The sequence below is a fragment of the Enterobacter sp. Y17 genome (assembly GCF_019730495.1).
GTDB classification, from domain to species: domain Bacteria; phylum Pseudomonadota; class Gammaproteobacteria; order Enterobacterales; family Enterobacteriaceae; genus Enterobacter; species Enterobacter asburiae_B.
Genome location: NZ_JAASKP010000001.1, coordinates 130,802 through 149,610 on the forward strand (window position 1 = coordinate 130,802; position 18,809 = coordinate 149,610).

An 18,809-nucleotide genomic window follows, 5' to 3' on the forward strand; every position below is an offset into this window, starting at 1 on the left:
GGGAGATTTGATGGCTTATTCAGTACAGAAGTCGCGCCTGGCGAAGGTTGCGAGTGTTTCGCTTGTTATGCTGCTCGCTGCCTGTAGTTCAGATTCGCGCTACAAGCGCCAGGTGAGCGGTGATGAGTCCTATCTGGATGCGACCCCGCTTGCTGAACTTCACGCACCGGCTGGTATGATCCTGCCGATTCAGAACGGCGATTATAATATTCCCGTGACCAACGGCAGCGGCCTGGTCGGTAAAGCGCTTGATATTCGTCCGCCAGCACAGCCTCTGGCGCTGGTCAGCGGGGCGCGTACCCAGTTCACCGGTGATACGGCGTCTCTGATGGTTGAGAGCGCGCGCGGTAGCACGCTGTGGCCGCAGGTTGTCAGCGTCATTCAGTCGAAGAACTACACCATCGATAAACGCGATGACGCCAGCCAGACGTTAACCACCGACTGGATCGAATGGAACCGCCTGGATGAAGACCAGCAGTACCGCGGTCGTTATCAAGTCTCCGTTAAACCACAGGGTTACCAGCAGGCGGTTAACGTTAAGTTGTTGAACCTGGAGCAGGCGGGTAAACCGGTTGCGGATGCCGCGTCCCTGCAGCGTTACAGCACCGAAATGCTGAACGTGATTGCCGCGGGTCTGGATAAGACCGCTACCGATGCCGCCAACGCCGCGCAGAGCCGCAACGGCGCGACCTTCGATGTGCAAAGCGGTGCGGATGATACCGGCCTGCCAATGCTGGTGGTGCGTGCACCGTTTAACCAGACCTGGCAGCGTCTGCCAGCGACGCTGGAAAAAGTGGGCATGAAAGTGACCGACAGCACGCGTTCAACCGGCAGCATGACGGCAACGTATAAGCCGCTCTCCGACAGCGCATGGCAGGAACTGGGCGCGAAAGATCCTCAGCTTGCCTCCGGTGACTACAAGATTCAGGTAGGCGACCTTGATAACCGCAGCAGTCTGCAGTTTATCGATCCAAAAGGTCATACGCTGACCCAGTCGCAGAACGATGCGCTGGTCGCTGTCTTCCAGGCAGCATTCAGCAAATAAATACGAGGGCTGGTGAATCCAGCCCTTTTTATTTTAGTGCTACGCAAACGTGTGCGTGGCATAATATCCCCAGTTTTGAACACAAATCATCACACCAGGAGTAATGAAGATGCAGAAGCAAGCTGAGTTGTATCGTGGCAAAGCGAAGACCGTATACAGCACGGAAAACCCGGATCTGTTGGTGCTCGAGTTCCGCAATGATACGTCAGCAGGGGATGGCGCACGCATTGAGCAGTTCGATCGTAAAGGCATGGTGAACAACAAGTTCAACCACTTCATTATGACCAAACTGGCCGAAGCGGGCATCCCGACCCAGATGGAAGCGTTGCTGTCCGATACGGAATGTCTGGTGAAAAAACTGGATATGGTTCCGGTTGAGTGCGTTATTCGTAACCGTGCGGCGGGCTCCCTGGTGAAGCGTCTGGGCATTGAAGAAGGTATCGAACTGAATCCACCGCTGTTCGACCTGTTCCTGAAAAACGATGCCATGCACGACCCGATGGTCAACGAATCCTACTGCGAAACCTTCGGCTGGGTGAGCAAAGAGAACCTGGCGCGTATGCAGGAGCTGACCTACAAAGCCAACGATGTGCTGAAAAAACTGTTTGATGACGCGGGCCTGATCCTCGTCGACTTCAAGCTGGAGTTTGGTCTGTTCAAAGGCGAAGTGGTGCTGGGCGATGAGTTCTCACCAGACGGTAGCCGCCTGTGGGATAAAGAAACCCTGGATAAAATGGACAAAGACCGTTTCCGTCAGAGCCTGGGTGGCCTGATTGAAGCGTACGAAGCGGTTGCTCACCGTTTAGGCGTTAAGCTCGACTAACTCCCTCACTTGCCAAAGGATGTTCCCATCCTTTGGCGTCTTACCCTTGTTTCCTATGGTAATCTTGCCGTTAACCGCCTACGATCATAGCTATTATAAATGGAATAGTTCGAGGTGGTTATGCGCTGGCAAGGGCGTCGTGAAAGTGACAATGTAGAAGACAGACGCAGTGATGGCGGCGGCGGTCCTTCAATGGGAGGGCCCGGCTTCCGGTTACCCAGCGGCAAGGGCGGGATAATCCTGCTGATTGTCGTGCTGGTTGCGGGGTATTACGGCGTTGACCTCACCGGGTTGATGACCGGTCAGCCGCTGCAGCAGCAGGAGCATTCTCAGCGCTCCATCAGCCCGAATGAAGATGAAGCGGCCAAATTTACCTCCGTTATTCTCGCCACAACAGAAGACACCTGGGGTCAGCTGTTTGAGAAGATGGGGCGTACCTACCAGCAGCCGAAACTGGTGATGTACCGGGGGGCAACCCGCACCGGATGCGGTACCGGGCAATCTGTGATGGGGCCGTTCTACTGCCCGGCAGACGGCACCGTCTATATCGATCTCTCTTTTTACGATGACATGAAACGCAAGCTTGGCGCTGACGGTGATTTTGCCCAGGGCTACGTGATCGCGCATGAAGTCGGTCATCACGTGCAAAAGCTGCTGGGGATTGAGCCCAAAGTGCGCCAGCTTCAGCAAAATGCGTCTCAGGCTGACGTGAACCGCCTTTCCGTTAAAATGGAACTGCAGGCGGACTGCTTCGCGGGGGTCTGGGGCCACAGCATGCAGCAGCAGGGCGTGCTGGAATCCGGCGATCTTGAAGAGGCGTTAAATGCCGCTCAGGCTATCGGTGACGACCGCCTTCAGCAGCAGAGCCAGGGGCGCGTTGTGCCGGACAGCTTCACTCACGGTACTTCACAGCAGCGCTATAGCTGGTTCAAACGCGGCTTCGACAGCGGCGATCCGGCGCAGTGTAATACCTTCGGCAAAGCGATGTAATGCTGCAGTTTGAAGAGCTGATAAGCGAGCTTGAGCGCACCGGCCATCGTCGGCTGGTGGTGCTCAGCGGTGAGGCGCAGTGGACGTTAACCCAGGCGCTGACCCTGCGTGACGCCTTGCCCGGAGACTGGGTAAGGCTTGACGAACACCCTTCAAAAGCCATCGGCGGCCTGCTGGGACGCGAGTACCGGCACGCTGTTTTTGACGCCAGCGCCGGGTTTGATGTCGCCGCGTTTGCCGCCCTGAGCGGAACGCTGAGCGCCGGAAGCCTTCTGGTGCTGCGGGTTCCGCCGCTCGACGCGTGGCCCGGGTTGCCAGACAGCGATTCACTGCGCTGGAGCGACAGCGCCGAAGCGATAGCCACTCCGCATTTTGTACGCCATTTCTGCCGGACGATTGCCGCCGACCCCGACGCGATTGTCTGGCATCAGGGCCGTGCGTTATCTCTTCCACCTTTACCCGACGCGCCTGACTGGCAGCCTGCCAGCGGCGCCCCGCAGCGCGAGCAGGCTGAGATCCTGGATGTGCTGCAGGGGATGGCGGAGGGCATCGTGGCCGTCACCGCCGCGCGCGGGCGCGGAAAATCAGCCCTGGCGGGCATGTTGCTAAACCGCATTGCGGGCAGCGCCGTGGTTACCGCGCCGTCGAAGGGGGCGACGGATATCATCGCCCGCTTTGCCGGAGAGCGTTTTCATTTTATGGCCCCGGACGCGCTGCTTGCCTCTTCACACCGGGCTGACTGGCTAATTGTCGATGAAGCCGCTGCGATCCCCGGACCTCTGCTTGAAAAGCTAGTTGCCCGTTTCCCTCGCGTGCTGTTGACCACCACGGTGCAGGGATATGAGGGGACGGGCCGGGGATTCTTGCTTAAATTCTGCGGTCGGTTTGCCGGGCTGCAGCGCTACAGCTTATCTACACCGGTACGCTGGGCGGCGGGCTGCCCGCTTGAGCGGGTTGTTGCCAGCGCGCTGCTGTTTGACGATACGCTGATTGACCGACGCCCGGAAGGGGAGGTGCGTTTAACGTCTCTGACGCCGACGGCATGGGAAAGCCGCCCGGCGCTTGCAGCGAGCGTATACGAGCTTCTCTGCGCGGCGCATTATCGCACCTCGCCGCTCGATTTACGCCGCATGATGGACGCGCCCGGGCAGCAGTTTGCCGTTGCCGAAACGAATCCGGTTATCGCCGGGGCGCTCTGGCTGGTGGAGGAGGGCGGGCTCTCCCCTGAGCTTAGCCGCGCCGTGTGGGCAGGATACCGGCGTCCGCGCGGTAACCTGGTGGCGCAGTCTCTTGCGGCGCACGGCGGCTCTCCGCTGGCGGCGACGCTCAGAGGACGACGGGTGACCCGCATTGCCGTACATCCTCACCGTCAGCGGGAAGGGATTGGCCAGGCGCTTGTTCGCGGCGCCAGCGGCGAAGACTATCTGTCGGTGAGCTTTGGTTATACCGATGAGCTGTGGCGTTTCTGGCAGCAATGTGGGTTTGAGCTGGTGCGGATGGGCAGCCATCGTGAAGCCAGCAGCGGCTGCTTCACCGCGATGGCCTTGCTGCCGCAGAGCGAGGCCGGGCGTCAGCTGTGCGAGCAGGCGCAGCAGCGTCTGAAGCGCGATGCGCGGGTGCTATCGGCCTGGAACGGTGAAAAGATCCCCGTGGAAGACGGCTGGGAAGCTACCCTTAATAATGACGACTGGCTGGAGCTGGCGGGGTTTGCTTTTGCTCATCGGGCGTTTTCAACCTCGGTTGCCGCACTGACGCGGCTGTTGTTAACCGTGGATATGCCGCTTCCGGCCCTGCGCGGGAAAATGGACGGAAAAACGGAAGACGTCGGGCGAAAAGCGTTGCTGGCAACGTTGCGAAATGAAACCGCGCAAGCGATTGAAAGTCTTGATTATCTCCGTAGCCAGCAGTTGAAAGAAGACATTTTGCAATGGCAATTTTTTCAATGACTTCTTCAGTAAAGTGGCATGGTCATTCACGTCGGGAGGCGTAGAATCCAGGTCATCTATTAAGGAGACCACCATGAAACACGACCATTTTGTTGTTCAAAGCCCTGACAAACCGGCTAAACAGTTACTGCTTCTGTTTCATGGCGTTGGCGATAATGCCGTCAATATGGGTCAGATTGGCAGCTGGTTTGCGCCCGTGTTTCCGGAAGCATTGATTGTCAGCATCGGTGGCGTAGAGCCATGTGGTCCGAACGGACGCCAGTGGTTCTCTGTTCAGGGCGTGACGGAAGAGAATCGTCAGGCTCGCATCGACGCCATCATGCCCACCTTTATCGACGTCGTCCGCTACTGGCAGCAGCAGAGCGGCGTGGGTGCTGACGCGACCGCGCTGATTGGCTTCTCGCAGGGGTCAATCATGTCGCTGGAAAGCGTAAAAGCGCAGCCGGGTCTGGCGTCACGCGTCATTGCGTTTAACGGTCGTTTTGCGACGTTACCGACAAGCGCGACCACGCAGACCACGATCCACCTGATCCACGGTGGCGAAGACCGGGTGATTGAGCTCTCGCATGCGGTTGCCGCTCAGGAAGCGCTGATTCGCGAAGGTGGAGACGTGACGCTGGATATCGTTGACGATCTGGGCCACGCGATTGACGACCGTAGCATGCAGTTCGCGCTCGATCGTTTGCGCTATACCGTACCGAAGCACTACTTTGATGAAGCGCTCAGCGGCGGCAAGCCGGATAACGATGATATTGTAGAGTTTATGTGATTATTTCCCCTCACCTCTAAGGGAGAGGGAACATGGCTCCCCTCGCCCCTCTGGGGAGAGGGGCTGGGGGTGAGGGGATTACTTCTTCTGGTCCTTCTTCGGCCAGTCGTCGTCATCGTCCCACTTGTCGTTAAAATCACGGTGCGGGGGAAGATCCGGTTTATTGGCGAGAAATTTTTTATGGTCAACGCGCTTAAGATCTTTAATCACGTTCAGCAGTACGCCAACCAGAAAAACTAACACCAGAATCCACCAGTACTTTGAAAGCCAATCCATTCGCTATTCCTCTCAGAGCGTTCGTCAGGCGACGAGTTGCTCCATAATACGTTGATACATACGGGCCAGCAGTTGCAAATCTGCCGCATTGACACACTCATTGATTTTATGAATGGTTGCGTTCACTGGACCCAGTTCGACAACCTGGGCACCCATACGGGCGATAAAGCGTCCGTCTGAGGTGCCACCCGTTGTCAGCAGCTGTGGCTTAATTTCATTATAGTGCTCGATGGCGTTCACCACCGCATCCACCAGCTTACCGCGATGCGTCAGGAACGGCTGGCCGGAAAGCCACCACTCCACGGTGTAGCGCAGGTGATATTTTTCCAGCAGCGCGATAACGCGCGCCTTGATCATCTCATCGGTCAGTTCGGTGCTGAAGCGGAAGTTAAACTGGACGAAGTAATCACCCGGGATCACGTTGTTGCTGCCGGTCCCGGCCTTGACGTTCGCGATCTGCATGCTGGTTGGCGGGAAGAATTCGTTGCCTTTATCCCACTCGATGCCCACCAGTTCGCTCAGCATTGGCGCAGCGCGATGGACCGGGTTATCGGCCAGATGCGGGTAAGCAACGTGCCCCTGAACGCCGTGAATGGTCAGGTTACAGGTCAGCGAGCCGCGGCGCCCGTTTTTGACGACATCACCCACCACTTCGGTACTGGACGGCTCACCGACCAGGCAGTAGTCGAGACGCTCGTTACGCGCCATCAGCGCTTCAACGACCTTCACGGTACCGTTATGGGCGCTGGCTTCTTCGTCGGAGGTGATTAAAAACGCCAGACGGTTTTTGTGGTTTGGATGCTGAGCCACAAAGCGCTCTGCCGCCACGACCATCGCCGCCAGCGAGCCTTTCATGTCTGCCGCGCCACGACCAAACAGCATGCCGTCGCGGATGGTCGGCTCAAACGGCGGGTTAATCCAGCGATCCGCGTCACCGGCGGGAACGACGTCAGTATGCCCGGCAAAGGCCAGCGTTTCGCCCTGTCCGCGCCACGCCCAGAAGTTCTGAGTATCGCCAAAATCCATGCGTTCAACGGTAAAACCGATGGCACGCAGGCGCTCAATCATAAGTGCCTGACAACCTGCGTCGTCCGGGCTAAGGGAAGGACGGCGAATAAGCTGCTGAGTCAGCTCAATGACCGGGCATGACATAAACTACACCTCAACGAAAAAAGTCGGAATAAAGGGTTTCACTGAAACCCAGCAGCATAGGCTGCCCTGGCGCGCAGAGCAATGGGCGTTTGATAATTGCCGGCATGTCGAGCATCAGTTTTGCCGCGCTGTCGGCGTTGTTAATGCTGGCACGCAGAGATTCATCCAGCTTACGCCAGGTGGTGCCGCGCGTGTTCAGCAGGGCTTCCCACCCCAGTTCGCCGATCGCGCTATGCAGAAATTCTGCATCAAGCCCGTCGGCTCGGTAATCGTGGAAACGGTACTCCACGCCGTTTGCTTCCAGCCAGCGGCGGGCTTTTTTGATGGTGTCGCAATTTTTAATGCCGTACATCACAACCATGGTGAATCCTTTTGACCTAATGATGATTAAATGTTCAGTAAATTCGAAGATATATCCTTAAGTAGAATATAACACATTCAGGAATCGTCTGGATTTACGCTTCTTCTTAATTCAACTCACATCTGTACGCTGAATATTCTTTCACCCTTTAAGCATAGATGTCCATAAAGTTTAAATTTCGAATAAACTCAGCGGGTAAAATAAAACTCACCCGTTCGGAGGGTTATTTCAAAATATTGCTAGCCGTCACAAAAAATTGAGGCCTCTCCGTTCATATTTATCATAAATCCCCGCAGGACGTGGGGTACAATCACAGCAATTGGTTAAATAGTCTTCACAATGATGGTCCGTTTTTGTAGAATGCGCATAATAATAAGAGAGGTTGTTATGATTGAACGTGAACTGGGGAACTGGAAAGATTTTATCGAAGGCATGCTTCGTAAATGACATTCAGTAAGAATTGCAAGAGCACTAAAATAAGTAAAATAACCATAGTGTGAATTAATCACACAATAAAAAGGCGGCCGATAAAGCCGCCTTTTTTTATTTCAATCACTTACTCAGCCCGTTCCTTTAGCGGGAAGCGACGACGCACCAGCACAAAGAACAACGGCACGAAGTAAATGGCCAGGATGGTTGCCGAAATCATGCCGCCCATCACCCCCGTCCCGACGGCATGCTGGCTGCTGGAGCCTGCACCCGTACTGGTTGCCATCGGCAGTACGCCAAAGACAAACGCCAGCGACGTCATCAGGATCGGGCGTAAGCGCTGACGGCAGGCGTGCAGCGTGGCGGCCATCAGCTCGTGGCCTTTGGCATTCATCTCGTTGGCAAATTCAACGATCAGAATGGCGTTTTTCGCCGATAGCCCAATCACGGTGAGCAGACCCACCTGGAAGTAAACATCGTTCTCGAGGCCGCGCATCCAGGTCGCCAGCAGCGCACCGATGACGCCAAGCGGCACGACCAGCATGACCGAGAACGGTACCGACCAGCTTTCATACAGTGCGGCTAGGCAGAGGAAGACCACCAGCAGAGAGAGCGCGTAAAGTGCGGGAGCCTGTGCCCCGGAGAGACGCTCCTGGTAGGACATGGCCGTCCACTCCAGACCAAAACCGGCGGGCAGCTGCTGGACCAGTTTTTCCATGGTATCCATAGCGGTACCGGTACTGACGCCCGGCGCAGCTTCCCCGACGATTTCAACCGCAGAGTAGCCGTTATAGCGCTCCAGACGCGGCGAACCGCTCTCCCAGTGCGAGGTGGCAAACGCGGAGAACGGCACCATGCCGCCAGCGTTATTCCTGACAAACCAGCGGTTTATATCATCCGGCAGCATGCGGAACGGCGCGGCGGACTGGACATACACTTTTTTCACGCGGCCGCGATCCATAAAGTCATTCACATAGCTCGAGCCCCACGCCGTCTGCAGGGTATCGTTGATATCGTTGATCGACACGCCAAGCGCCTGCGCCTTACGCTGATCGATATCCACCTGGAGCTGCGGGCTGTCGTCAAGACCGTTATGGCGAACGCGGGTCAGGCCAGGATCGTTGCCCGCCAGCGCTAACAGCTTATCGCGTGCCGCCATCAGCGCCGTGTGGCCCGCGCCGGCGTGATCCTGCAGCTCCATATCAAACCCGGCGGAACTGCCCAGACCGCTTATCGCCGGCGGGCTGCTGGCGAAGACGCGCGCCTCTTTAATATGCGCAAAGGCTTTGGTCGCACGTTCAATAATGGCAAATGACGTTCCCGTTCGGGTATCGCGCTCGTCCCAGTCCTTCAGGCGGACGAACATGCGGGCGACGTTCTGCCCGTTTCCGCCCGGGCCAGAGCCCACGGTGGAGAAGACCGACACAACGTTATCTTTCTCTTTGGTGAAGAAGTACTGCTCCACTTTCTGGACCACTTTCAGCGTCTGCTGCTGCGTTGCGCCGCTCGGGAGCTGCACCGAGGTGGTGAACATGCCCCGGTCTTCCATAGGCAGGAACGAGGTGGGGAGATGCATAAACAGCCAGACCATGCCGCCCAGCAGCACAACGTAAATCATCATCCAGCGCAGGCTGCGATGGAGCACGCCACCGACGGCAGATTCATACCGCGCGGCATTGCGGTTGAACATCCGGTTAAACCAGCCGAAGAACCCTTTTTGCCCGTGCTGCTCCCCTTTGTGCAGCGGTTTCAGAATAGTGGCGCACAGCGCAGGGGTAAGGATCAGCGCCACCAGCACGGAGAGAACCATCGCCGAGACGATGGTTATTGAGAACTGACGGTAAATCGCCCCGGTTGTGCCGCCAAAGAAGGCCATCGGGATAAAGACGGCCGACAGCACCATCGCAATACCGACCAGCGCCCCCTGAATTTGCCCCATGGATTTTCGCGTCGCCTGGCGCGGGGAGAGTCCTTCTTCGCTCATGATGCGCTCGACGTTTTCAACCACCACGATGGCATCATCCACCAGAAGGCCAATCGCCAGCACCATCGCAAACATCGTCAGGGTATTAATGCTGTACCCGAAGGCGTAAAGCACCGCAAAGGTCCCCAGCAGCACCACGGGAACGGCAATGGTAGGGATCAGCGTCGCGCGGAAGTTTTGCAGGAACAGGTACATCACCAGGAATACCAGTGCGATGGCTTCCAGCAGGGTCTTCACCACGTCCTCGATCGACGCTTTAACGAAGGAGGTGGTTTCGTAGGCGACTTTGTACTCCAGCCCGTGCGGGAAATACTGTGAAAGCTCGTCCAGACGGTCTAACACCAGTTTTGCCGTGGCCATTTCGTTTGCGCCGGAGGCAAGCTTTATCCCCAGACCGGAGGCCTGGTTGCCGTTAAAGCGGCTCAGGTAGTCATATTTTTCCGCCCCCATTTCCACCGTGGCGACATCGCCCAGACGCACTTCCGACCCATCCTGATTCACGCGCAGGGTGATGTTGCGGAACTGGTCCGGCGTCTGCAGCAGGGATTGCGAATTGATGGTGGCGTTCAGGGCCTGCTTATCGACGGACGGCGTTCCCCCCAGCTGCCCCACCGCAATCTGGGCGTTCTGGACCTTGATGGCATTCGTCACGTCGGTTGCCGTCATCTGGACGCTGTTCAGCTTTTTGGGGTCGAGCCAGATGCGCATAGAGTATTGTGAGCCATAGGCGTCGATATCCCCGACGCCGTTGATACGGCTGATGGGATCCTGAATATTACTGGCGACGTAGTCCGCAATGTCCTGTTTATCCATCGAGCCATCTGTCGAGACAAACGCGATGGTCAAAATGTTGGTGTCACCGGTTTTACGCACGGTCACGCCCTGATTCTGCACCGCCTGGGGCAGCTTGCGCATGGCCGACTGCAGCTGGTTTTGCACCTGCTGCACCGCTTCGTCCGGGTCCGTGCCCGCCTTAAAGCTCAGGGTAACCGTCGCCTGGCCCGTGGCGCTACTTTGCGAGGACATGTACATCAGGTTATCCAGACCCGTCATGTTCTGCTCGATAACCTGCGTCACGGTGTTTTCCAGCGTTTGTGCGGAAGCGCCGGGGTAGTTTGCCGTTACGCGCACGTTAGGCGGTGCCAGATCGGGGTATTGCTCAACAGGAAGTGAAGTAATCGCCAGGACACCTGTCAGACACAACAGGATGGCAAGCACCCAGGCAAAAATGGGGCGATCGATGAAAAAATTCGCCATGAAAGAGTGACCTCGTTTTGCTGCACGTCATTATTGTTTATTGCCCGCATAACTTTAGCGGTAAGGCCCAGGTCAAACGTGGAGAAATAAAGGAGATAATGTAAATTATCATGCGCTTTTTCCCGCGCGTCCTCCTTTACCGTTATTTACCCGTTAACGGCGCGGGCACCGGGAACGTCACGCTGACCAGCGTGCCGCCGTTTTGCGGCTGCGAGAAGTGCAGCATCCCGCCGAGCCGTTGCGCGCGTTCGCGCATAATGTTCAGGCCGTAATGTCCCGGCGGCTCGCTGGCTTCGCCAATCCCGATGCCGTCATCGCGTATGCTGACGCTATGCGTACCGTCCACGGCGGTCACGCAGCTGACGGTGATCTCGCTGGCCTGCGCGTGCTTAATGGCGTTCAGCACGGCCTCACGCACGATCTGCAGCAAATGCACCTGCTTTTGCGCGTCCAGCGCCAGCGAGGAGAGGCGGCAGTCGAGATGCAGCTTCGCCTGCGTCTGGCTCTGCAGGACGTCGAGAGACTCCTGCAGCGCCGCGGGTAAGTTCGCGTGGTTCAGCGTCAGGCGGAAGGTGGTAAGCAGCTCGCGCAGCTGCTGCCAGGCATTGTTCAGCTCGCGGGAGAAGTCGGTGATGATGGTCTGCGCCGGGGTATTTTCCTCGGGCACGGCGCGTTTGAGTAGCGCAAGCTGAATGCGCAGATACGACAGCACCTGCGCCAGCGAATCGTGCAGCTCGCGTGCAATGGTGGCGCGCTCTTCCATCAGCAGCAGCTGCTGGTAATGTTTTTGCGCCTGGTTAAAGTACAGCCCGCGCCCGAGCATGGTCGCCACGCTTCTCATCAGCGGAAGGGGAACGCTGTCCGTCTCGCTTTGCCAGCGCAGCTCGCCGTAAAGGGTGTCCTGCATCAGTACCGGCAGGTGCTGCAGAGGAATGCCATGTGACTCCGTCCCTTCAGACTGCCGCCAGTCGTCGCTGGTGCGCAGTTCGAGATAATTCATCTGCGTATAGTCATGGACAATCTGCAGGATATGCCGAAAGCAGTGGCTGTCTATCTGGCCGGTATTCAGCGCCTGCGAGCATTTGAACAGCATGTCGAGCTGCTGGTGGGCTTCATGCAGATGCCGAGTCTTTTCCGCGACCGAGGCTTCGAGCGAACGGTAGAGCGTAGCCAGCTCGGCGGACATGTGGTTGAAGGCGCGGGAGAGTTGGCCCAGCTCGTTCGGCAGGGCGGTATCGGGCGCCGGGGTTGCAAATTCCCCTCGCTCAACCCGTTCGCTGGCCGCCACCAGATTGTTAAGCGGCAACACCACCTGGCGACGGATGCCTCGCAGGGTAAATAGCGTCAGCAGCAGGATCCCGAGAGCGCCCGCCAGCGAGAGCAGGGTCACCGTCTGAATTTTATGTTCGGTGTAGTGCTGGAGGACGAGCACAAAGGCATCAATACGGCCGACAAAATCCTCAATGTGGGTTTGATACCACGCGCTGTCGCCGCGGGCGATGCGCGCATCCATCTCCAGCCAGGCCACGTGCAGCTGCTGGTAGCGCGCTTTAACATTGTCCGGGACGTACCAGCGGTTCAGCTTCTGCAGGGCAGGCGCGCTCAGCGTCCGTTGCCAGCTGTCGCGATGCGCGGCAAGGGCATGGCTGTTGCGCTGCATCTCGTAGCCCAGACGATAGCTCTGCATGCGCAGCGAACCCGCGATATTAATGGCTTCGGCGTCACGCTGGCTGCTGGCTAGCGTCAGCAGCGCGACGGTACTGGTCAGCACCGATAAGGCAATTATCGAAAAGAAAGCCCAGGCAAGGCTTCCGGAAACGGGTCGTTTGACGGTCACAGAACGGCTCTCTGAATAAAATTGATCTGCTACAGGTTCACTGTAAATAATTCGGCATTCCGGGCATTTGAACATTGCCCGATCGCGCCGTGATGCGTAAATACCATATTCATACAAAGAATAAGGTTATTGAACCAAAAACAGGTGTGGTTATGAATCGTTTTATTATGGCTAACAGCCAGCAGTGCATCGGGTGTCGCGCCTGCGAAGTGGCCTGCGTGATGGCGCACAACGATGAGCAGCACGTCCTGAACGAGCGCGATTTTCATCCCCGCATTACGGTCCTGAGGTCCGGCGAGAAGAGTAGCCCCGTCACCTGCCATCACTGTGAAAATGCGCCCTGCGCGCAAAGCTGTCCGAACGGCGCCATCAGCAAATGCGATGACAGCGTACAGGTGAATCAACAAAAATGCATCGGCTGTAAGGCCTGCGTGGTGGCCTGCCCGTTTGGCACGATGGAGATTATCGTCACCCCGCTCGACAGCGGCGACGTGAAGGCCTCGGCGAATAAATGCGATCTCTGTCTGACGCGGCTACACGGCCCGGCCTGTATCGAAAATTGCCCGGCAGATGTCCTCTCACTGGCGACGCCTGCTGTCCTTGATAATCTGGCGAAATCGCGCCGCCAGCGCACGGCCTGCCTGGAAGCGCAGCCCTGGCATGCGGAAGCCGTCAGAGAGGACGCTTCGCGCACCAAACTGCATCAGATGCAAACAACCCCGCCACGCGGCGAGCCCGACAAGCTGGCTGCCGCAGAACGCGTGGGCCATTTTAACGAAATTTACCTGCCGTTCCGGGACGAGCAGGCCGCCCGCGAGGCGTCGCGCTGCCTGAAATGCGGCGAGCACAGCATTTGCGAATGGACCTGCCCGCTGCATAACCATATCCCGCAGTGGATCGAGCGTATCAACGCGGGCGATATCGCCGGCGCGGTCGAGCTTTCACATCAGACCAACTGTTTACCTGAAATTACCGGCCGAGTCTGTCCGCAGGACCGATTATGCGAAGGTGCCTGCACAATACGTGAAGAGGCGGGATCCGTGACCATCGGTAACATCGAGCGCTATATCTCCGATCGGGCGCTGGCGATGGGCTGGCGGCCGGATATGTCCGCCGTCACGCCGACAGGTAAACGTGTTGCGATCGTCGGCGCGGGCCCCGCCGGGCTGGCGTGCGCCGACGTGCTGGCGCGCAGCGGCGCGAGTGTGACGGTCTATGACCGGCATCCGGAAATTGGCGGATTGCTGACCTTTGGCATCCCGGCATTCAAGCTGGACAAATCGCTGCTCGCGCGGCGCAGAGAGATATTTACCGCGATGGGGATCCGCTTCGAGCTGAACTGCGAGGTGGGCCAGGACGTGTCGATGTCGCAGTTAAAGCACGAGTACGACGCCCTGTTTATTGGCGTGGGAACCTACCGCTCGATGAAGGCGGGTATCCCGCACGAGGACGCGCCTGGAGTCTATGACGCGCTGCCTTTCCTGGTGGGCAACACGCGACACGTTATGGGGCTGGAGTCGACGGCCAGCGAACCGTTTATCGATACCCAGGGCTTAAACGTGGTGGTGCTTGGCGGGGGCGATACCGCGATGGACTGCGTCCGCACCGCGTTACGCCACGGCGCGGCAAAGGTGACCTGCGCCTATCGTCGGGATGAGGCCAATATGCCTGGCTCGAAGAAAGAGGTGAAGAACGCCCGAGAAGAGGGCGCGGCGTTTGAATTTAACGTCCAGCCGGTTGAGCTGACGCTGGATCCGAACGGTAAGATCAACGGTATCCGGATGCTGCGTACCGAGCTCGGTGAACCGGACGCGCAGGGACGGCGTCGACCGGTTCCCGTGGCGGGCAGCGAGTTCGTGATGGCCGCTGATGCGGTCATCATGGCGTTTGGTTTTAACCCGCACGCGATGCCGTGGCTGCAGGCGCAGGGTGTCGAAACGGATGACCGGGGGCGGATCGTTGCCTCCGTCGAGAGCCGCTACCGTTACCAGACGACTAACCCACAGATCTTCGCCGGGGGCGATGCGGTTCGCGGCGCGGATCTGGTGGTGACCGCAATGGCGGAAGGGCGTCATGCGGCGCAGGGGATACTCGACTGGCTTGGGGTTAACGCCCCAAAACATCATTAAACCGGCGGGCGACAAAGCGGGATTCACGGCGTAGTATAGGACGACTCATTGTGTTGTGGAGCCCGTATGACCCTGAAAATTGACGTTATCAAAGACAAAATTCTCTCTGAAAACTACTTTGTCCTGCGTAACATCACCTATGATCTTACGCGTAACAACGGTGAGGTGATCCGGCACAAACGCGAGGTCTACGACCGCGGCAACGGGGCAACCATTCTGCTCTATAACCGTGAAAAGCAGAGCGTGGTGCTGATCCGTCAGTTCAGGGTGGCGACATGGGTTAATGGCAACCCTGACGGACGTCTGATTGAAACCTGCGCGGGCCTGCTCGATGATGATGAGCCGGAAGTTTGTATCCGCAAAGAGGCCGTGGAAGAGACCGGCTTCGAAGTGGGCGAGGTCAAAAAGGTCTTCGAGCTGTTTATGTCGCCGGGCGGCGTAACGGAAATTGTGCATTTCTTCATTGCGGAATACAGCGACGCGCAGCGCACTCACCGGGGCGGTGGCGTGGAGGATGAAGATATCGAAGTGCTGGAGCTTCCTTTTGCCCGGGCGGTGGAGATGGTGCGTTCAGGCGAAATCAGGGATGGTAAAGCGGTGATATTACTGCAGTATTTACAGACAACCGGGCTGATGAACACCACTTTCGAACGGATATAGCCTGTTTTTCGGGTATATCTGATAAATCCGATTGAGCAACCCCGGCGGGAACACGAAGATACTGCCCAGTTAAGCGTTTTCGTTCCGGGATTGTGTCATTCATGCGCTACAGCGTCTTTTTGTTTTACCTGTTTTGTGTGCTCCTCGCGCCGCAGGTGCGGGCTGCACCTGCCCAGCAAGCCTTCTCCGACTGGCAGGTAACCTGCAACAACCAGAATTTTTGCCTCGCACGCAACACGGGTGAACACCGTGGTCTGGTCATGACGCTCACCCGTAGCGCCGGCGCGAAAACGGACGCCACGCTGCGTATCGATCTCGGCGGCCTTGATACGCCCTCGGTAAAAGAGCCAGAGATTGCCCCCCGGCTGCTGCTGGATAACGTTCCCCTGAAGCTGGACAAACAGCGCTGGCAGCTCACGCCCTGGCATCTTAAAACGGACGATGCGGCTACCATCACCGCCTTTCTGAAAAACATCCAGGAAGGGAAGGCTCTGACCCTGCGCGACGGTAAGCAGGTTATTTCACTGACCGGGCTTAAGGCCGCGCTGCTGTTCATTGATGCGCAGCAAAAGCGCGTCGGCAGTGAAACCGCGTGGATCAAGAAAGGTGACGATCCGCCATTAAGCGTTCCGCCTGCTCCTGCCCTTAAAAAGGTGGCGGTCGTCAACCCGACCCCGACGCCGCTCTCCCACGCCGAACTGAACGACCTGCTGGACTATGGTACCGGACGGATGAACGCCAGCCAGTGCTCTCTGGATCCTAACCGCCGGGAAGTGCGCGTCACCGCGTTAACCGATGACAAAGCGCTGCTGATCGTCAGCTGCGAGGCGGGGGCCTATAACACGGTCGATCTGGCGTGGCTGGTATCGCGTAAAAAACCGTTCACCGCGCGCAGCGTCAGGCTGCGTCTGCCGTTTACGCCGTCAGGCGACGGGAGCGAAATGGAGTTGATGAATGCCAGCTTCGATGAAAAGACGCGCGAGCTGACAACGCTCGCGCTGGGGCGCGGTTTGGGCGATTGCGGGATCCAGACGCGCTGGCGTTTTGACGGCCAGCGTTTCCGTCTGGTGCGCTACGCTGAGGAGCCCAGCTGCGACAACTGGAACGGGCCAGATGCCTGGCCCACGCTGTGGATCACGCGGTAAAACACTACAGTACGCTCAGCGCCTTCTCCACCACGTTCTCAACGGTAAAGCCGAAGTACGGGAACAGCTTATCGGCAGGGGCGGACTCGCCGTAGCCTCGCATGCCGACAATCGCCCCTTTGAGCCCGACATATTTGTACCAGTAGTCGGCAATACCGGCTTCCACCGCCACGCGAGCCGCGACGCTGGACGGCAGGACCGATTCCCGGTACGCCTCGTCCTGGGCGTCGAAAATGTCCGTTGAGGGCAGGGACACCACGCGCACCGCGTGACCTTCGGCAGTCAGTTTCTCCGCCGCTTTCACCGTGATTTCCACCTCGGAACCGGTCGCAATCAGGATTACGTCCGGCTTGCCGCCGCTGTCCTTCAGGATGTAGCCGCCGCGGGCGATGTTTTTCACCTGCTCCGGGGTTCGCTCAATCTGCGCCAGGTTCTGGCGTGACAGGATCAGTGCCGTTGGGCCGTTGTGGCGTTCCACCGCCAGCTTCCAGCCCACCGCCGCTTCGACCTGATCGCACGGACGCCAGGTGCTGAAGTTGGGCGTCAGGCGCAGGCTCGCCAGCTGTTCAACCGCCTGGTGCGTAGGCCCGTCTTCCCCGAGCCCGATGGAGTCGTGGGTGTAGACCATAATCTGCCTCGCCTTCATCAGTGCCGCCATGCGCGCCGCGTTACGGGCATACTCGACGAACATCAGGAAGGTGGCGGTGTACGGCACAAACCCGCCGTGATGGGCGATGCCGTTGGCAATGGCGGTCATCCCAAACTCGCGCACGCCGTAGTGGATGTAGTTCCCGGCAATGTCCTCTTTCAGCGATTTCGAGCCGGACCAGATGGTCAGGTTACTTGGCGCCAGATCCGCCGAGCCGCCGAGCAGTTCGGGCAGAAGAGGGCCGATTGCGTTCAGGGTATTTTGCGACGCCTTGCGGGTGGCGATTTTCGCCGGGTTGGACTGCAGGTTTTCAATCAGCGCCTGGGTTCTGTCGTCCCAGTCCTCCGGCAGACCGCCGCTCATGCGGCGGGAAAACTCGGCGGCGAGATCCGGGTGCGCTTTTTTGTAGGCGGCAAACTTCTCGTTCCAGGCCTGCTGGGCCTTTTCACCCGTCTCACGGGCATCCCAGGCTCTGTAGATCTCTTTCGGGATCTCAAACGGTGGATGTTTCCACCCCAGCTTTTGCCGGGTCAGCGCGACTTCCTCCTCGCCCAGCGCCGCGCCGTGCGCCTCCTCTTTGCCCGCCTTATTCGGCGAGCCGAAGCCGATGACCGTACGGCAGATAATCAGGGACGGTTTATCCTTCACGCTCTGCGCTTCCTGAATCGCTTTTTTCACCGCCTCAGGATCGTGGCCGTCGATCTCGTGCACCACGTGCCAGTGGTAGGCTTCAAAGCGTTTTGCCGTGTCGTCGGTAAACCAGCCTTCGGTCTCCCCGTCGATGGAGATGCCGTTGTGATCGTAGAAGCCAATCAGCTTGCCGAGCCCCAGCGTGCCCGCCAGGGAGCAGACCTCATGGGAAATCCCCTCCATCAGGCAGCCGTCACCCATAAACACGTAGGTGTAGTGGTCGACAATCTCGTGGTCCGGCTGGTTAAACTGTGCCGCCAGCGTGCGTTCAGCAATCGCCAGCCCGACCGCATTGGCCAGCCCCTGACCGAGTGGTCCGGTCGTCGTTTCCACCCCCGGGGTATAGCCAATTTCCGGGTGTCCCGGCGTTTTGGAGTGCAGCTGGCGGAAGTTTTTCAGTTCCTCAAGCGGCAGATCGTAGCCGGAAAGGTGCAGCAGGCTGTAGAGCAGCATTGAGGCGTGACCGTTGGAGAGAATAAAGCGGTCGCGATCGTACCAGGTCGGGTCATTGGGGTTGTGCTTCAGAAAGTCGTTCCACAGCACTTCGGCAATATCAGCCATGCCCATCGGCGCGCCGGGGTGGCCGGAATTGGCTTTTTGCACGGCATCCATGCTGAGGGCGCGAATGGCATTGGCTAGCTCTTTACGGGACATAGTTCACTCCGTG

Annotated in this window: 15 protein-coding genes; 9 read left to right on the forward strand and 6 right to left on the reverse strand. The window is 58.1% G+C overall.

What is annotated here, in order from left to right:
* Positions 1 to 10 precede the first annotated feature (10 nt).
* From bamC to ypfH, 5 genes are all read left to right on the forward strand, one after another.
* Entirely contained in the window at positions 11 to 1,045 is a 1,035-nt protein-coding gene (bamC, locus tag HCH49_RS00585) for an outer membrane protein assembly factor BamC (RefSeq protein WP_033146169.1), read from the forward strand.
* Between the two features lie 109 nt (positions 1,046 to 1,154).
* Positions 1,155 to 1,868, forward strand: a complete 714-nt coding sequence (gene purC / locus HCH49_RS00590) for a phosphoribosylaminoimidazolesuccinocarboxamide synthase (RefSeq protein ID WP_023332985.1) — start codon at positions 1,155 to 1,157, stop codon at positions 1,866 to 1,868.
* 120 nt (positions 1,869 to 1,988) lie between these two features.
* Positions 1,989 to 2,858, forward strand: a complete 870-nt coding sequence (locus HCH49_RS00595) for a neutral zinc metallopeptidase (RefSeq protein ID WP_033146168.1) — start codon at positions 1,989 to 1,991, stop codon at positions 2,856 to 2,858.
* Positions 2,858 to 4,804, forward strand: coding sequence for a tRNA(Met) cytidine acetyltransferase TmcA (locus tag HCH49_RS00600; protein WP_033146167.1), 1,947 nt, complete (start codon positions 2,858 to 2,860; stop codon positions 4,802 to 4,804). Before HCH49_RS00595 ends, HCH49_RS00600 begins: the two co-directional genes overlap by 1 nt.
* 73 nt (positions 4,805 to 4,877) lie before the next feature.
* Positions 4,878 to 5,573 (forward strand): esterase, encoded by a 696-nt coding sequence (gene ypfH, locus HCH49_RS00605; RefSeq protein WP_033146166.1) that lies wholly within the window; start codon positions 4,878 to 4,880, stop codon positions 5,571 to 5,573.
* 78 nt (positions 5,574 to 5,651) lie between these two features.
* Here the strand turns inward: ypfH and HCH49_RS00610 are convergent, their stop codons facing one another.
* Genes HCH49_RS00610 through HCH49_RS00620 form a run of 3 tightly spaced genes read right to left on the reverse strand, consistent with a single transcriptional unit; the run spans position 5,652 to position 7,362 of the window.
* Positions 5,652 to 5,849 (reverse strand): YpfN family protein, encoded by a 198-nt coding sequence (locus HCH49_RS00610; RefSeq protein WP_014171111.1) that lies wholly within the window; start codon positions 5,847 to 5,849, stop codon positions 5,652 to 5,654.
* 24 nt (positions 5,850 to 5,873) lie between these two features.
* Entirely contained in the window at positions 5,874 to 7,001 is a 1,128-nt protein-coding gene (dapE, locus tag HCH49_RS00615) for a succinyl-diaminopimelate desuccinylase (protein WP_033146165.1), read from the reverse strand.
* Between the two features lie 10 nt (positions 7,002 to 7,011).
* Entirely contained in the window at positions 7,012 to 7,362 is a 351-nt protein-coding gene (locus tag HCH49_RS00620; RefSeq protein ID WP_033146164.1) for an ArsC family reductase, read from the reverse strand.
* A gap of 387 nt (positions 7,363 to 7,749) precedes the next feature.
* Between HCH49_RS00620 and ypfM the strand changes: the two genes are divergently transcribed.
* Positions 7,750 to 7,809: a protein YpfM gene (gene ypfM / locus HCH49_RS00625; protein WP_015572204.1), complete on the forward strand. Its 60-nt coding sequence runs from the start codon at positions 7,750 to 7,752 to the stop codon at positions 7,807 to 7,809.
* 109 nt (positions 7,810 to 7,918) lie between these two features.
* Here ypfM and acrD read toward each other — a convergent pair whose 3' ends face one another.
* Both acrD and narQ read right to left on the reverse strand, forming a co-directional pair.
* Entirely contained in the window at positions 7,919 to 11,032 is a 3,114-nt protein-coding gene (acrD, locus tag HCH49_RS00630) for a multidrug efflux RND transporter permease AcrD (protein WP_221701982.1), read from the reverse strand.
* A 142-nt stretch (positions 11,033 to 11,174) separates the two neighbouring features.
* Positions 11,175 to 12,869, reverse strand: coding sequence for a nitrate/nitrite two-component system sensor histidine kinase NarQ (gene narQ / locus HCH49_RS00635; protein WP_221701983.1), 1,695 nt, complete (start codon positions 12,867 to 12,869; stop codon positions 11,175 to 11,177).
* 152 nt (positions 12,870 to 13,021) lie between these two features.
* Here narQ and aegA point away from each other — a divergent pair, with 152 nt between their 5' ends.
* From aegA to HCH49_RS00650, 3 genes are all read left to right on the forward strand, one after another.
* Positions 13,022 to 14,998, forward strand: coding sequence for a formate-dependent uric acid utilization protein AegA (gene aegA, locus HCH49_RS00640; RefSeq protein WP_221701984.1), 1,977 nt, complete (start codon positions 13,022 to 13,024; stop codon positions 14,996 to 14,998).
* A gap of 66 nt (positions 14,999 to 15,064) precedes the next feature.
* Entirely contained in the window at positions 15,065 to 15,658 is a 594-nt protein-coding gene (nudK, locus tag HCH49_RS00645; RefSeq protein ID WP_033146160.1) for a GDP-mannose pyrophosphatase NudK, read from the forward strand.
* A 101-nt stretch (positions 15,659 to 15,759) separates the two neighbouring features.
* On the forward strand, positions 15,760 to 16,803 hold the full coding sequence (locus tag HCH49_RS00650) for a DUF1176 domain-containing protein (protein WP_143346626.1): 1,044 nt from the start codon (positions 15,760 to 15,762) through the stop codon (positions 16,801 to 16,803).
* 4 nt (positions 16,804 to 16,807) lie between these two features.
* On the opposite strand, the gene tkt is transcribed toward HCH49_RS00650, so the two are convergent.
* Positions 16,808 to 18,796 carry a transketolase gene (gene tkt / locus HCH49_RS00655; protein ID WP_221701985.1) on the reverse strand — a complete coding sequence of 663 codons (1,989 nt, stop codon included), beginning with the start codon at positions 18,794 to 18,796 and terminating at the stop codon, positions 16,808 to 16,810.
* Between the last annotated feature and the right edge of the window lie 13 nt (positions 18,797 to 18,809).

Coding starts and splice junctions, on each gene's coding strand:
- HCH49_RS00600 (WP_033146167.1), top strand. CDS start 2,858: ATGCTGCAGTTTGAAGAGCTGATAAGCGAGCTTGAGCGCACCGGCCAT.
- bamC (WP_033146169.1), top strand. CDS start 11: ATGGCTTATTCAGTACAGAAGTCGCGCCTGGCGAAGGTTGCGAGTGTT.
- purC (WP_023332985.1), top strand. CDS start 1,155: ATGCAGAAGCAAGCTGAGTTGTATCGTGGCAAAGCGAAGACCGTATAC.
- ypfH (WP_033146166.1), top strand. CDS start 4,878: ATGAAACACGACCATTTTGTTGTTCAAAGCCCTGACAAACCGGCTAAA.
- tkt (WP_221701985.1), bottom strand. CDS start 18,796: ATGTCCCGTAAAGAGCTAGCCAATGCCATTCGCGCCCTCAGCATGGAT.
- HCH49_RS00650 (WP_143346626.1), top strand. CDS start 15,760: ATGCGCTACAGCGTCTTTTTGTTTTACCTGTTTTGTGTGCTCCTCGCG.
- aegA (WP_221701984.1), top strand. CDS start 13,022: ATGAATCGTTTTATTATGGCTAACAGCCAGCAGTGCATCGGGTGTCGC.
- nudK (WP_033146160.1), top strand. CDS start 15,065: ATGACCCTGAAAATTGACGTTATCAAAGACAAAATTCTCTCTGAAAAC.
- dapE (WP_033146165.1), bottom strand. CDS start 7,001: ATGTCATGCCCGGTCATTGAGCTGACTCAGCAGCTTATTCGCCGTCCT.
- HCH49_RS00595 (WP_033146168.1), top strand. CDS start 1,989: ATGCGCTGGCAAGGGCGTCGTGAAAGTGACAATGTAGAAGACAGACGC.
- acrD (WP_221701982.1), bottom strand. CDS start 11,032: ATGGCGAATTTTTTCATCGATCGCCCCATTTTTGCCTGGGTGCTTGCC.
- HCH49_RS00610 (WP_014171111.1), bottom strand. CDS start 5,849: ATGGATTGGCTTTCAAAGTACTGGTGGATTCTGGTGTTAGTTTTTCTG.
- HCH49_RS00620 (WP_033146164.1), bottom strand. CDS start 7,362: ATGGTTGTGATGTACGGCATTAAAAATTGCGACACCATCAAAAAAGCC.